At 67.7% G+C, this 12,456-nt stretch carries 13 protein-coding genes; 5 read left to right on the top strand and 8 right to left on the bottom strand.

Annotated elements, in window-relative coordinates:
- Window positions 1–561, top strand: a 561-nt coding sequence (locus M7H45_RS03460) for a metal ABC transporter permease (protein WP_298214744.1), incomplete at its 5' end; no start/stop codon positions are given.
- Here the strand turns inward: M7H45_RS03460 and M7H45_RS03455 are convergent.
- From M7H45_RS03455 to M7H45_RS03440, 4 genes are read right to left on the bottom strand one after another with little or no spacing between them, the layout of a single operon-like run.
- Window positions 551–1,036 carry a Fur family transcriptional regulator gene (locus M7H45_RS03455; protein WP_298214742.1) on the bottom strand — a complete coding sequence of 162 codons (486 nt, stop codon included), beginning with the start codon at window positions 1,034–1,036 and terminating at the stop codon, window positions 551–553. The two genes, M7H45_RS03460 and M7H45_RS03455, sit on opposite strands and share 11 nt — an antisense overlap.
- Window positions 1,037–1,075: 39 nt before the next feature.
- Window positions 1,076–1,999: a methylisocitrate lyase gene (prpB, locus tag M7H45_RS03450; RefSeq protein WP_298214741.1), complete on the bottom strand. Its 924-nt coding sequence runs from the start codon at window positions 1,997–1,999 to the stop codon at window positions 1,076–1,078.
- A 51-nt stretch (window positions 2,000–2,050) separates the two neighbouring features.
- On the bottom strand, window positions 2,051–3,199 hold the full coding sequence (gene prpC / locus M7H45_RS03445) for a 2-methylcitrate synthase (protein WP_298214740.1): 1,149 nt from the start codon (window positions 3,197–3,199) through the stop codon (window positions 2,051–2,053).
- A 33-nt stretch (window positions 3,200–3,232) separates the two neighbouring features.
- On the bottom strand, window positions 3,233–4,732 hold the full coding sequence (locus tag M7H45_RS03440; protein WP_298214739.1) for an MmgE/PrpD family protein: 1,500 nt from the start codon (window positions 4,730–4,732) through the stop codon (window positions 3,233–3,235).
- A gap of 139 nt (window positions 4,733–4,871) precedes the next feature.
- On the opposite strand from M7H45_RS03440, the gene M7H45_RS03435 reads away from it, so the two are divergent.
- The 3 genes from M7H45_RS03435 to M7H45_RS03425 are packed head-to-tail and all read left to right on the top strand — an operon-like array spanning window position 4,872 to window position 7,589.
- Window positions 4,872–6,278 carry a short-chain fatty acyl-CoA regulator family protein gene (locus tag M7H45_RS03435; protein ID WP_298214738.1) on the top strand — a complete coding sequence of 469 codons (1,407 nt, stop codon included), beginning with the start codon at window positions 4,872–4,874 and terminating at the stop codon, window positions 6,276–6,278.
- Window positions 6,279–6,325: 47 nt separating this feature from the next.
- Window positions 6,326–7,210: a cation diffusion facilitator family transporter gene (locus M7H45_RS03430; RefSeq protein ID WP_298214736.1), complete on the top strand. Its 885-nt coding sequence runs from the start codon at window positions 6,326–6,328 to the stop codon at window positions 7,208–7,210.
- A gap of 22 nt (window positions 7,211–7,232) precedes the next feature.
- Window positions 7,233–7,589 (top strand): tRNA-binding protein, encoded by a 357-nt coding sequence (locus tag M7H45_RS03425; RefSeq protein ID WP_298214735.1) that lies wholly within the window; start codon window positions 7,233–7,235, stop codon window positions 7,587–7,589.
- A gap of 73 nt (window positions 7,590–7,662) precedes the next feature.
- Here the strand turns inward: M7H45_RS03425 and cobT are convergent, their stop codons facing one another.
- From cobT to M7H45_RS03410, 3 genes are read right to left on the bottom strand one after another with little or no spacing between them, the layout of a single operon-like run.
- Complete coding sequence (gene cobT / locus M7H45_RS03420) at window positions 7,663–9,537, bottom strand: cobaltochelatase subunit CobT (RefSeq protein ID WP_298214734.1); 1,875 nt, start codon at window positions 9,535–9,537, stop codon at window positions 7,663–7,665.
- Window positions 9,538–9,545: 8 nt separating this feature from the next.
- Window positions 9,546–10,553: a cobaltochelatase subunit CobS gene (cobS, locus tag M7H45_RS03415; RefSeq protein ID WP_298214733.1), complete on the bottom strand. Its 1,008-nt coding sequence runs from the start codon at window positions 10,551–10,553 to the stop codon at window positions 9,546–9,548.
- A gap of 42 nt (window positions 10,554–10,595) precedes the next feature.
- Window positions 10,596–11,195: a J domain-containing protein gene (locus M7H45_RS03410; protein WP_298214732.1), complete on the bottom strand. Its 600-nt coding sequence runs from the start codon at window positions 11,193–11,195 to the stop codon at window positions 10,596–10,598.
- Between the two features lie 89 nt (window positions 11,196–11,284).
- Here M7H45_RS03410 and M7H45_RS03405 point away from each other — a divergent pair, with 89 nt between their 5' ends.
- Window positions 11,285–11,587 carry a BolA family transcriptional regulator gene (locus M7H45_RS03405; RefSeq protein WP_298214730.1) on the top strand — a complete coding sequence of 101 codons (303 nt, stop codon included), beginning with the start codon at window positions 11,285–11,287 and terminating at the stop codon, window positions 11,585–11,587.
- Here M7H45_RS03405 and M7H45_RS03400 read toward each other — a convergent pair.
- On the bottom strand, window positions 11,572–12,456 hold an 885-nt coding region (locus M7H45_RS03400; RefSeq protein WP_298214728.1), incomplete at its 5' end, for a mannose-1-phosphate guanylyltransferase/mannose-6-phosphate isomerase. The two genes, M7H45_RS03405 and M7H45_RS03400, sit on opposite strands and share 16 nt — an antisense overlap.

Here is a 12,456-nt window from a genome sequence, read left to right as displayed (position 1 = left end):
CTGGCGCTCGCCCGGCGCGCCGCGCGGCGGGACGCGGCGAGCGCCCTCCTGCTCGCCGCCCTGCTGGCGCTGGGGGCGCTGCTGCTCTCCCTCTCCGGGCGCTATGCCGGCACGGTTTACGGGCTGCTCTTCGGCCAGATTTTCGCCCTCGGTCCGGCGGATCTGCCGGGATTGGCGGCGCTCGGGCTCTTGGTGCCGCTGCTGCTCGGCCTCGGGCTGCGGCCGCTCTGCCTCTCCGCCCTGGCGCCGGACCTGCTCGCCGCGCAAGGCGGGCGTCCCGGCCTCATCGAGTGGCTGTTCCTCGCCCTGCTGGCCCTGGCGGCGGGGTTCGCCGTGCCGGTTACCGGCGCGCTGCTGGTGTTCAGCCTGATGCTGGGGCCGGGCGCGGCGGCGGCGCGGCTCTGCGCCAGCCCGGCGCGGGGCATGGCGCTGGCCCTGGCCCTGGCCCTGGGCCTGGCCTGGGGGGCGCTGGCCCTGGCCTGGGCGAGCGGCTGGCCGATGGGGTTTTTCACCGGCACCGGCGCGGCGGCCCTCTACCTTCTGGCCCGGCTCAAGGCTTAGCGGTGTGGTCGGCGCAGACGGCGCATAATCCCTCCACCTCCACCACCGCCCGGCTGGGGAGAAAGCCGCGCCGCGCCGCCGCCGCGGCCAGCGCCGCCGAGACCGCCGCATCCTCCACCTCGCTGGCCGCGCCGCAAACCTGGCAGATGAGAAATTGCGCGCCGCCATGGTCATGATGAGGCCCGGCCTCGGCGCAGGGCACGAAGGCGTTGAGCCGTTCGATGCGATGGACCAACCCGTTTTCCAGCAGAAATTCCAAAGCCCGGTAGATGGTGGGCGGCACGGCGGATTTGCGCAGCGCTTTCAGCTGGTCGAGCAGCCGGTAGGCGGTCACCGGCGCCTCCGCGCGGAGAATGAGTTCCAGCACCTCGCGGCGCAGGGGGGTCAGCTGGGCGCCGTTCGCGGCGCAAATCTCCGCCGCGGCCCGCAGCCGGGCGGCGATGTCCCGGCTCGGGCGGGGCGCATGAAGCGGCATGGCGCCAATCTAGGCCATCCCGCCCGGCGGGGCGAGGGGTCAGGCCGTCTGGGGTATGCCTTCCGGCACGATGGTTTTGACGATGGTCGCGTCCAGCGCCTCGAACCCCGCGTAATCTATGGTTTCGTAAAGCTCCTTGCGGGTGAGCATTTTGTCCACGCAATTCTGGGCGCCGCCATCGCGCATGATGGCCTGGTAGAGCTTGCGCTGGGCCTGGGCCGCCACCCGCAGCGAGGTCACCGGCCAGATCACCATTTTATAGCCGAACTCCTCGAATTGCTCCTTGGTATAAAACGGGGTGCGGCCGAACTCGGTCATGTTGGCGAGCAGCGGCACGCCGGGCATACGGCGGGCGAACTCGCGGAACATGTCCTCGGTGTTCAGCGCCTCGGGGAAGATCGCGTCCGCTCCCGCCTCCATATAGAGCTTGGCGCGGGCGACGGCGCCTTCCAGCCCCTCCGAGGCGGCGGCATCGGTGCGGGCGATGATATAGAGATGGCGGCGGGCATGGCGGGCGGCGGCCACCTTGGCGGCCATCTCCTGGGCCGGGGCGATTTTCTTGTCGTTGAGATGCCCGCATTTCTTGGGCAGGATCTGATCCTCCAGATGCACCGCCGCCGCGCCAGCCTCCTCGAAGGTGCGGACCATGTGCATGACGTTGAGCGCCTCGCCATAGCCGGTATCGCCATCCACCAGCACCGGCAGGCCGGAGGCGCGCACGACCTGGCGGATGAAGAAGGCGACCTCGTCCACCGTGATGATGCCGAGATCGGGCAGGCCCATGGAGGCCGTCATCGCCGCGCCGGAGAGATAGCAGGCGGTAAAGCCCGCCTGGCGGGCCTGCTGGGCGGCGAGGCCGTTATGGGTGCCGGGAATGCCGAGGATGCCGGGGCGGGCCAGCAGAGCGCGGAAACGCTCCCCCGCCGGGGTGTCGGAATAAAAATCTGCGCTGAGATAGGTCATGCTCGCTCTCCGGAAGGATCCGCCCGCCGGCTGCCCGGCGGGAAGGTGAGGTCAACGCTCCGAAATCGGGACGAATTTGAGGTTTTCCGGCCCCACGTAATTGGCGGAGGGGCGGATGATCTTGCCATCGATCCGCTGTTCGATGACATGCGCGCTCCAGCCCGAGGTGCGGGAGATGACGAAAAGCGGCGTGAACATCGCGGTCGGAACCCCCATCATATGGTAGGACACAGCCGAGAACCAATCGAGATTCGGGAACATCTTCTTCGCGTCCATCATCACGCTCTCGATCCGCGCGGCGATATCGAACATCCTGGTCGAGCCCGCTTCCTCGGAAAGCTTCCGGGCGACGCGCTTGATGACGACGTTGCGCGGGTCCGAGATGGTATAGACCGGATGGCCGAAGCCGATGATGACCTCCTTGGCCTCCATGCGCTTGCGGATATCGGCCTCGGCCTCGTCCGGGTCGGCGTAGCGCTTCTGGATCTCGAAGGCGACCTCATTGGCGCCGCCATGCTTGGGTCCGCGCAGCGCGCCGATGGCGCCGGCGATGCAGGAATAGAAATCCGAGCCCGTGCCGGCGATGACCCGCGCCGCGAAGGTCGAGGCGTTGAATTCATGCTCGGCATAGAGAATGAGCGAGGTGTGCATGGCGCGCACCCAGCTGGCGGCGGGCGGCTTGCCATGAAGCAGATGCAGGAAATGCCCGCCAATGGAATCATCCTCCGTCTCCACCTCGATCCGGCGGCCATTGGTGGCGAAATGGTACCAGTAGAGCAGGGCGGAGCCGAGCGAGGCGAGCAGCCTGTCGGCGATGTCGCGCGCCCCCGCCGGGTTATGGTCATGCTCCTCGGGCAGCACCGTGCCCAGCACCGAGACATAGCTGCGCATCACATCCATCGGGTGGGCGGCGGCCGGGATCTGCTCCAGCACCGCCCGCGCCGCGGCCGGCAGGCCGCGCAGCGCCTTGAGCTTGGTCTTGTAGGCGGCCAGCTCCGCCAGATTGGGCAGGGCCCCATGCACGAGCAGGTGAGCGATCTCCTCGAACTCGCTGGTCTCCGCGAAATCGAGAATGTCATAGCCGCGATAATGAAGATCGTTGCCGGTGCGCCCGACGGTGCAAAGCGCGGTGTTGCCCGCGACCACGCCTGAGAGGGCGACGGATTTCTTCGGTTTCGGCTGGACGGATGTTTCGCTCATTACGTGGTTTCCTTAATTATGAAATTCTGCAATTCAGAAAATCCCCGGCTTGGACTCGTCCACGCTGCCGTTCGGCATGGCGACGTTGAGCGCGTCAAGCTCGCCCGCCTTCAGCCGCGGCAGGTTCTGCACCGCCTCCAGAAAGCGGTTGCTCTCGCGCGGGGTGATGAGATCATCGGTGAGCATCTTGAACTTGCGGATATAATCCTCGCGCTCGAAGGGCTTGGCGCCGAGCGGGTGGGCGTTGGCCACCGCCAGCTCGTCCTCCAGCTTGGAACCGTCCTTGAAAAAGATCTCGACCCGGCCGCCAAACGCCTTACGGGAGAGATCGAGCGTATGGTAGCGCTCCGTCCATTCCGGGTCCTCCACCGTCTCGATCTTGTGCCAGAGCCGCACCGTGTCCGGGCGCTGGGCGCGCTTGGGCGCGTAGGAGGTCTCGTGATGCCAGAACCCGTCCTGCAGCGCCACGGCGAAGATATACATGATGGAATGGTCGAGCGTCTCGCGGCTGGCCTTGGGGTCCATCTTCTGCGGATCGTTGGCGCCGGTGCCGATCACGTAATGGGTGTGGTGGGAGGTGTGAATGACGATTTTCTCGATTTTCTCGAAATCGTCGATCGATTCGCGCATCCGGAAGGCGAGGTCGATGAGCGCCTGGGACTGATACTCGGCAGAATGCTCCTTGGTGTAACTGTCGAGGATGGCGCGCTTGGCCTCGCCCGGCTCGGGCAGGGGCACGTGATAGACCGCGTCCGGCCCGTCCAGCATCCAGGCGATCACGGAATCCTCGCCCTCATAGATCGGGCTGGGGGCGCCCTCGCCGCGCATCGCCCTGTCCACCGCCTCCACGGCCAGCTTGCCGGCATGGGCGGGAGCGAAGGCCTTCCAGGAGGAAATCTCTCCCTTACGGGATTGGCGGGTGGTGAAGGAGACATGCACGGCCTGTTGCACGGCCTGGTAGATGACCTCTTGCTTCAGCCCGAGCAGCGTCCCGACCCCCGCCGCCTGGGCCGGGGCGAGATGGGCGATGTGGTCGATCTTGTGCTTGTGCAGGCAGATCGCCTTCACGAGGTCGATCTGAATCTCATAGCCGGTGGCGATGCCGCGGATGAGATCGCGCCCGGATTTCTCCATGCTCTGCGCCACCGCCAGGATGGGCGGGATGTTGTCGCCGGGGTGAGAGTAATCGGCGGCGAGGAAGGTGTCGTGATAATCGAGTTCGCGCACGGCGGTGCCGTTGGCCCAGGCCGCCCATTCCGGGCTCACCTTCACGCGGGCGGGCAGGCCGAACACCAGCGCGCCGCCCTTGCGCGGATGGCCGAGCGCGCCGCCCCGCGCCGAGGTGGGGGCGCTGCGGTTGACGGAGGCAATGGCGACGGAGGCGTTGTCGATGATCCGGTTGATGATCATCTCCGTCACCTCCTTGGTGACCCCCACCTTGTCGGCGGCGACGCCGGCGATTTTCCAGGCAAGCTGGTCCTCGCGCTTCAATTGGGTTTTGGAGGGGTAGACCTTGACCTCATGCAATTTCATCGGGGCGTGCTCCGGCTACGAATGATTTGGGTTGGTTTGCGGGTCTCTTCACGCCCCGCCGCGCGCCCGTCCAGACGCCGTGATGCGGATTAGCGCGAAGGCGCTGGACAGGGTTTGTAAATTTTGCAAAATTTCCGGCGTGGCGGAGAAGAAAATTTTCGCGGGCGGAAGGTTGCGGCTGGCGCGCGAGCGCGCCGGTCTCAAACAGACCGATCTGGCAAAAAAATTAGGAATTTCCGCGAGTTATCTCAACCAGATCGAGGCGGACCAGCGCCCCCTGACCCTGCGGTTGATGGAGGGCGCGGCGGCGGCGTTGAATTTGCGAAAAACCTATTTCGCGGATGGCGAGGAGGCGCGGCGGGAATTGCAGCTGCGCGAGGACCTGGCCGACCCGCTGTTCCGGGGCCTGCGCGGCGCCCAGGCGGAGGTGGGGGCGCTGGTGCGCAACGCGCCGCAGCTGGCGGAGGCCTTCATGGCGCTCTACCGGGCCTATGCGGCGCAACGCGAGAGCCTGTTGCAGACCAACCCGCTATTGCCGCGTTTTCCTTATGATGAGGTGCGGGATTGGGTGCAGTCCCGCCGCAACCATTTCGAGACGCTGGACCGCGCGGCGGAGGCGCTGTTCGAGGCGCGGGGGTTCCAGCCGCTCAATCTGCGCGAGGATTTGCGCCGGCATCTGCGCGACCGGCACGGCATCGCCGTGGCCGCCGCGCCGGGGCTGCTGGCGGAAGGGTTGTTCTGGCGGCTCAACCGCAAGGCCGGGCAGCTGGTGATCTCGGCCGACGCCGCGCCGGAGAGCGAGATTTTCTGGCTGGCGCATGTCACTGGCCAGCTCGAACAGCCGGGGCTGATCGAGGCCGAGTTGAAACGGGGGAATTTCTCCTCGGCCGAGACGCGCGGCCTGGCCCGCATGGCCCTCGCCAATTACTTCGCCGGGGCGCTGATGCTCCCCTATGGCCGGTTTCTGGAGGCGGCGCGGGCGGCGCGCTACGACATCCAGCGCCTGCAGCGCCAGTTCGGCGCTAGTTTCGAGCAGGTCTGCCACCGGCTTTCCACCCTGCAACGCCCGGACATGCCCGGCATCCCCTTCTACTTCGTCAAAACCGACATCGCCGGTAATGTGCTCAAGCGGTCCTCGGCCACGCGCTTCCAATTCGCCCAGTTCGGTGGTCCGTGCCCGCTCTGGAACGTCTATCGCGCCTTCGCCCATCCCGGCGAGGTGCTGGCGCAGCTGGCCCGCACGCCCGATGACGTGGTCTATCTCAACATCGCCCGCACGGTGGGGCGGGGCGGCGGCGCCTATCTCGCCCGGCCGCGCGCCGTGGCGGTGGTGCTGGGCTGCGAGACGGCCCATGCGGCGCAGACCGTGTACGCGGCGGGGCTCGATCTCGCCAATCCGGACGCGGCGGACCCTATCGGCCCCGGCTGCCGCGCCTGCGAGCGGACGAATTGCCGGCACCGCTCCGTGCCGCCGCTGGGCACCGCCCTGGATACCGGCACCGCCGAGCGCGGGGTGATGCCCTACCGGCTCAAGGGCGGCGGCTAATTGCGCCGGGCGGCCCGCGCCTGTAGCTAGCGGCCATGCGGCGGGCCATGAAATTCGCGATCGGCAGCCTGGGGGTGGGCGTGGCGGTTCTTGGAGCCAAGCTGCTCGCCGCCCGGGTGAGCGGCAGCACCGCGCTCTTCTCCGACGCGTTGGAAAGCCTCGTCAACGTCGCCTCCTCCGGCCTTGCCCTCTACGCCCTGCATATCGGCGCCAAGCCGGCGGATCGCGAGCATAATTACGGCCATGCCAAGGCCGAGTTGCTCAGCGCCATCGCCACCGGGGCGATGATCCTGGTCGCGGTGGGAGTCATTCTCCAGCGCGCCGCGCTCGGCCTCGTGCATCCCGTGCCGCTGGCGCCGCTCTCCGGCGGGCTCGGGGAAGGGCTGGCGTTCAACGGCGCGGCGGGCCTGCTCAACCTCGCCTGGGCGCTAACCCTGCGCCATGTGGCGCGGCGGGAGGCCTCGCCCGCTTTGGCGGCGGATGCCGAACATCTCATTAGCGACGTGCTGACGACGGCCGGCGCTCTCGCCGCGCTGGGCGGGGCGGGGTTGCTCGGCTGGCCGCTGCTGGACCCGCTAGTGGCGCTGGTCATCGGCGCGCAAGCCGCGTGGATCGGCTTGCGCACGGTATTGAGCTCGATCAGCGGGCTTTTGGACGAGGCGCCGCCGCCGGAAGTGACGGCGCGGGTACACGAGCTGGTGCGCGAATCCGCCTCCGGCGCCATCGAGGCGCATGATTTCCGCATGCGCCAGGCCGGCCATTCGAGCTTTCTGGAATTTCATCTGGTGGTGCCGGGGGAGATGACGGTGACCGCCGCGCATGCGATCTGCGACCGGATCGAGGCGGCGCTGAAAACGGAGTGGCCCGGGCTGGTCATCACCATCCATGTCGAGCCCGAGGCCAAGGCCAAGCATGAGGGCGTGCTGGTTTGAGAACACGAGGAGGAGAAGAGCGATGTCCCAGCCTGAAGCCCCGCCGCCGATCGAGTTCAGCCAATTTTTGGCGCTGGATATCCGCGCTGGCACGGTGGTCGGGGCGGAACCCTACCCGGAGGCGCGCAAACCCGCCCTCAAGCTCAGCATCGATTTCGGCCCCGAAATCGGCGTGAAGCGGTCGAGCGCCCAGATCACCCGCCATTATGCGCCGGAGACGCTGCTCGGGCGGCAGGTGGCCGCCGTGGTGAATTTGCCGCCGCGCCAGATCGGCCGCTTCATCTCAGAGGTGCTGACCCTGGGCTTTCCCGACGAGGCGGGCGAGGTGGTGCTGATCCAGCCCGAGCGCCCGGTGCCCAACGGCGCGCGGCTGTATTAGAGCGCTTCCATTCACTTCGGTTCATGGAAAACGCTCTGACGATTTGTCTGGCTCCAGGAGGCGCGCCGGGGCGTCACGCCACCAGCGCCGCCTGCTGGGCGGCGAAGCGCGACCAGGCGAGGGCGGCGTCCTCATCGAATAATTCGGTGAGCTTGCTCATCATCGTGCCGCCCAGCTCCTCCGCGTCAACGATCGTCACCGCGCGGCGGTAATAGCGGGTCACGTCGTGGCCGATGCCGATGGCGACCAGCTCCACCGCCTGGCGCGCCTCGATCTCGCGGATCACCTCGCGCAGATGGCGTTCCAGATAATTCCCAGCATTGACCGAGAGGGTGGAATCATCCACCGGCGCGCCATCCGAGATCACCATGAGGATGCGCCGGTGTTCCGGGCGGTTGAGAAGCCGCCGATAGGCCCAGAGCAGCGCCTCGCCGTCTATATTCTCCTTCAGCAGCCCCTCGCGCAGCATCAGGCCGAGATTCTTGCGCGCCCGCCGCCATGGCGTATCGGCGGATTTGTAGATGATATGGCGCAGATCGTTGAGCCGCCCGGGATTGGCGGGCTTGCCCGCCGCCACCCAGGCCTCGCGGCTCTGCCCGCCCTTCCAGGCGCGGGTGGTGAAGCCGAGAATCTCCACCTTGACAGCGCAGCGCTCCAGGGTGCGGGCGAGAATATCCCCGCACATCGCCGCCACGGTGATCGGCCGGCCCCGCATGGAGCCGGAATTGTCGATGAGCAGCGTCACCACCGTGTCGCGGAAATCCGTGTCTCGCTCGCGCTTATAGGTGAGGGGCAGCAGCGGATTGGCGATGATGCGCGACAGCCGGGCGGTATCCAGCATGCCTTCCTCGAGGTCGAATTCCCAGGCGCGGGTCTGCTGGGCGAGCAGCCGGCGTTGCAGCCGGTTGGCGAGCTTGGCGACCACGGCCTGCAGGTGCTGCAATTGCTGGTCGAGCTGCATGCGCAGCCGGGAGAGTTCCTCCGCGTCGCAGAGATCCTCCGCCTCCACCTCCTCATCGAAGGCACGGGTGAAGGCGCGGTAGGCGGCGGGGTCGTCCGTGACCGGCGGGGCGCGCCGCGGCTGCGGGCCGGCCGGGGCCTCGCCTTCCTCGGCGGAAAGCTCGTCCGCTTCCTCCTCGCCGCTAGACTCACCGGCGGGCTCGGCCTCGGCCAGCTCCGCCTGGTCGGCGAGGAAGGGCGCCGCCTCCTGCTCGGAGGAGTCGCCCTGGCTGTCCTGCGAGTTATCCTGCTGAGCCGTCTCCTCGCCGCCCTCATTCTCCTGGTCGGAGGACTCGTCATCTCCTGGCTCGGCCTCGCCCTCGGCCAGGTCCATGGCGGCGAGCAGCTTGCGCGCGGCGGTGATGAAATCCGCCTGGCTGGCGCGCGAGGAGGCGAGGTCGTCGAGCGCCTTCTCCGCCTCGGGGCCGAGCGTGCCGCGCCAGAGATCGAGCGCCGCGCGGGCCGCCTCCGGCACCGCCTCCGGGTCCATCCGCTCGCGGGCGAGCAAGGCGAGGGCCGCGGGCAGGGGCATTTCCTCGCGCGAGGAGATATGGCGCAGCCCCTGCTGGTCGTAATGCTCACCCAGCTGGCGGCGCAGATTGGCCGCCACCCCGGCCATGGTCTCGGAGCCGATGATCTCGACGCGGGCCTGTTCCAGCGCGTCGAAGGCTTCCTTCCCGGCGCGCGATTGCGGGGCGCGGGCGTTATGCAGCGCGTCGTCGTGATGGCGCAGGCGCAGCGCGATGGAATCCGCGGCGGCGCGCAGTTTCGCTATTTCCGGCGCGGCGAGGGCGCGGGAAGGGGAGGGCAGCCGCGCCCGCCGCCCGGAAAGCCCGGAGGGGCCGGGCTGATAGGCCACCTGCACATCGGCGGTGCGGGCCATGGCGCGCAGCGCCCCCGCGGTCGCCCGTTTGAAATCTTCCGTCCGCCCCTGATCCTTGCCGCTCATCTCTCCCCTCAGGCGCTTTGGCGCAGGCCGGCCGGCAATTCGTCGTTGAAGCAGCGCTGGTAATATTCCGCCACGGTCTGGCGCTCGGCCTCATCACATTTATTGAGGAAGGTGAGGCGGAAGGCGAAGCCGATATCGCCGCCGAAAATGCGCGCGTTCTCCGCCCAGGTGATGACGCTGCGCGGCGACATGACGGTGGAGAGATCGCCGGCGATGAAGCCCGCCCGGGTGAGGTCGGCCAGCGCCACCATGCGGCTGACCATCTTGCGGGCCGCCTCGTCCTGCGGGTCGTAGCCCATCTTCGCCATCACGATCGCCACCTCCTGCGCGTGGGGCAGGTAGTTGAGCGTGGCGACGATGTTCCAGCGGTCCATCTGGCCCTGGTTGATCTGCTGGGTGCCGTGATAAAGGCCGGTGGTATCTCCCAGACCGACGGTGTTGGCGGTGGCGAAAAGCCGGAAGGCGGGGTGCGGGCGGATCACCCGGTTCTGGTCCAGCAGGGTCAGCCGCCCCTCCACCTCCAGCACGCGCTGGATGACGAACATGACATCCGGCCTGCCGGCGTCGTATTCGTCGAAGACCAGGGCGCAGGGATGCTGCAAGGCCCAGGGGAGGATGCCCTCGCGGAATTCGGTGACCTGCTTGCCTTCCTTCAGCACGATCGCGTCCTTGCCGATGAGATCGATGCGGCTGATATGGCTGTCGAGATTGATGCGGATGCAGGGCCAGTTAAGCCGCGCCGCCACCTGCTCGATATGGGTGGATTTGCCGGTGCCATGATAGCCCTGGATCATCACCCGCCGGTTGAAGGCGAAGCCCGCGAGAATGGCGAGCGTGGTGTCACGGTCGAACCGGTAGGCGGTATCGAGTTCCGGCACGTGCTCGGAGCGGGCGGAAAAGGCGGGCACCTCGAAATTCGAATCGATCCCGAACACCTCGCGCGCCCTCACCTTGGTGTCAGGCAGGCTGATCGTGGCGGGCGGGGCGGGGTGTCTGGTCCTCACGGCGTCGTTCATGCAATGTCCTATCGTTCGCGCTGGGCGTGTGTTTCGCCCGCCCTATCCGGCCTGCGCCTGCTGCGGGGGAGCTGGCGCCAGTTTGCCACGTAGCGCCGCATAGGCAAGGTTGATCGTCTTTAAGGTTTCTTCAGCCTGACGGTCGCCCTGGTTGGCGTCGGGGTGGTGGCGCTTGGCGAGTTCCTTATAGCGGGCCTTCACAGCCTCCAGCGTTACCGGCCAGACCAGGCCGAAAACCCTCAGCGGCTCGCGCAGCTCCGGCGGGGTGCCGGGGGCGGGTTCGGGGCGCGGGCGGTCGCCGAAGGCGAAGGCGTGCAGCTCCGCCGCCATCGCCTCCGCCAGCCGCGCGGCGCGTCCATTATGGCCCAGCGGCCAGGTGGGGCGCTGCCAGGAAGAATCGGCGCGGGTCTCCGCCTCGATCTCATCGGCGGACATGCCTTTGTAGTAATCCCAGGAGGCATTATAGGCGCGGACATGCTCGAGGCAGAACCAATGGAATTCCCGCAGCGCGTGGCGGGATTTCGGCGCGCGGTATTCCCCCGCCAGGGTGCAGCCGGGAGTGGCGCAGCACTGGGTGTGGGCGCCCGCCTCCGGCGCGGGCGCCTGGCGCGGGCCGCCCAGCTTGTCGTCAGAAAAAATCATGCGCCTAATGTGCGCGCTGACGTGCCGCCCGGCAACTGCCTTTGGCGCCGCCATGCGCGCAACGCGGGACAGAAATGGAGCAGGACGGGATGACGAACCGGACCGAACGGATCAGGGCCGCGCTGGAGGCGGCGTTTCAGCCGCTGGCGCTGGAGATCGAGGATGAGAGCCGCCGCCATGCCCGGCATGCCGGGCGCCAGGGCCTGCCGGCGGGCGAGACGCATTACCGGGTGAGGATGGTGGCCGCCGCCTTTAGCGGCCAATCCCGCCTGGCCCGGCAACGGGCGGTGAACGCGGTGCTGGCCGGGGAATTATCGACCGGGCTGCACGCCCTCTCCCTCCAGCTCAGCGCCCCGGAGGAAGCGGGCGCGCCGGCTCAATCCCGCCCGTAATGGTCCTCGATCCGCACGATATCGTCCTCGCCGAGATAGGCGCCTGACTGAACCTCGATGAGGGTGAGCGGAATCCTGCCCGGATTTTCCAGCCGGTGGACGCTGCCGAGGGGCAGATAGACGCTCTCATTCTCGCGCAGGAGGATCTCCTCCCCATCGCGGGTGACGAGGGCGGAGCCGGCCACCACCACCCAATGCTCGGCGCGGTGAAAATGTTTTTGCAGCGAGAGCCGCCGCCCCGGCCAGACGACGATGCGCTTGACCTGAAACCGGTCACCCTGGATGAGGCTCTCGTAAAACCCCCAGGGCCGGTAGGCGCGGTTATGGGCCTCCGCCTCGGGCCGTTTGGCCGCCTTCAGCCGCTCGACGATTTTTTTGACGTTCTGCGCCTCGTTTTTATGCGCGACCAGCACCGCGTCCTGGGTGGTGACGACGATGAGATCGCGCACGCCGAGCAAGGCGGTGAGCGCCGCCTCGGAGCGGGCGTAACAATTCTCCGCCTGTTCGAGCAGCACGTCGCCCTGGGTGAAATTGCCCTTGGCGTCGCGCGGGGAGATCTCCGCCATGGCCGACCAGGAGCCGACATCCGACCAGCCGATAGCCGCGGGAACCACCACGGCTTTGCCGGTCTTCTCCGCTATGGCGTAGTCAATGCTGATATCGGGTGCCGCCGCGAAAGCCTCGGGGCCAAGCCGGATGAAATCCAGATCGGTCGTACGCGCCAGCATGGCGGCGCGGACCGCTTCCAGAACCTCCGGGGCCAGGCGTTCCATCTCGCCGAGCAAAACCCCGGCGCGGAACATGAACATGCCGGAGTTCCAGAGGTTGCCGCCCTCCGCGAGCAGCCGGGCGGCGGTGGCGGCGTCAGG

It is taken from the genome of Acidocella sp. (assembly GCF_027352905.1).
Taxonomy (GTDB): domain Bacteria; phylum Pseudomonadota; class Alphaproteobacteria; order Acetobacterales; family Acetobacteraceae; genus Acidocella.
Note: the sequence above shows the minus strand (reverse complement) of the source record. Positions and strands in the feature narration are given on the sequence as shown.

Coding starts and splice junctions, on each gene's coding strand:
- M7H45_RS03455 (WP_298214742.1), bottom strand. CDS start 1,036: ATGCCGCTTCATGCGCCCCGCCCGAGCCGGGACATCGCCGCCCGGCTG.
- prpB (WP_298214741.1), bottom strand. CDS start 1,999: ATGACCTATCTCAGCGCAGATTTTTATTCCGACACCCCGGCGGGGGAG.
- prpC (WP_298214740.1), bottom strand. CDS start 3,199: ATGAGCGAAACATCCGTCCAGCCGAAACCGAAGAAATCCGTCGCCCTC.
- M7H45_RS03440 (WP_298214739.1), bottom strand. CDS start 4,732: ATGAAATTGCATGAGGTCAAGGTCTACCCCTCCAAAACCCAATTGAAG.
- M7H45_RS03430 (WP_298214736.1), top strand. CDS start 6,326: ATGAAATTCGCGATCGGCAGCCTGGGGGTGGGCGTGGCGGTTCTTGGA.
- M7H45_RS03425 (WP_298214735.1), top strand. CDS start 7,233: ATGTCCCAGCCTGAAGCCCCGCCGCCGATCGAGTTCAGCCAATTTTTG.
- cobT (WP_298214734.1), bottom strand. CDS start 9,537: ATGAGCGGCAAGGATCAGGGGCGGACGGAAGATTTCAAACGGGCGACC.
- cobS (WP_298214733.1), bottom strand. CDS start 10,553: ATGAACGACGCCGTGAGGACCAGACACCCCGCCCCGCCCGCCACGATC.
- M7H45_RS03410 (WP_298214732.1), bottom strand. CDS start 11,195: ATGATTTTTTCTGACGACAAGCTGGGCGGCCCGCGCCAGGCGCCCGCG.
- M7H45_RS03405 (WP_298214730.1), top strand. CDS start 11,285: ATGACGAACCGGACCGAACGGATCAGGGCCGCGCTGGAGGCGGCGTTT.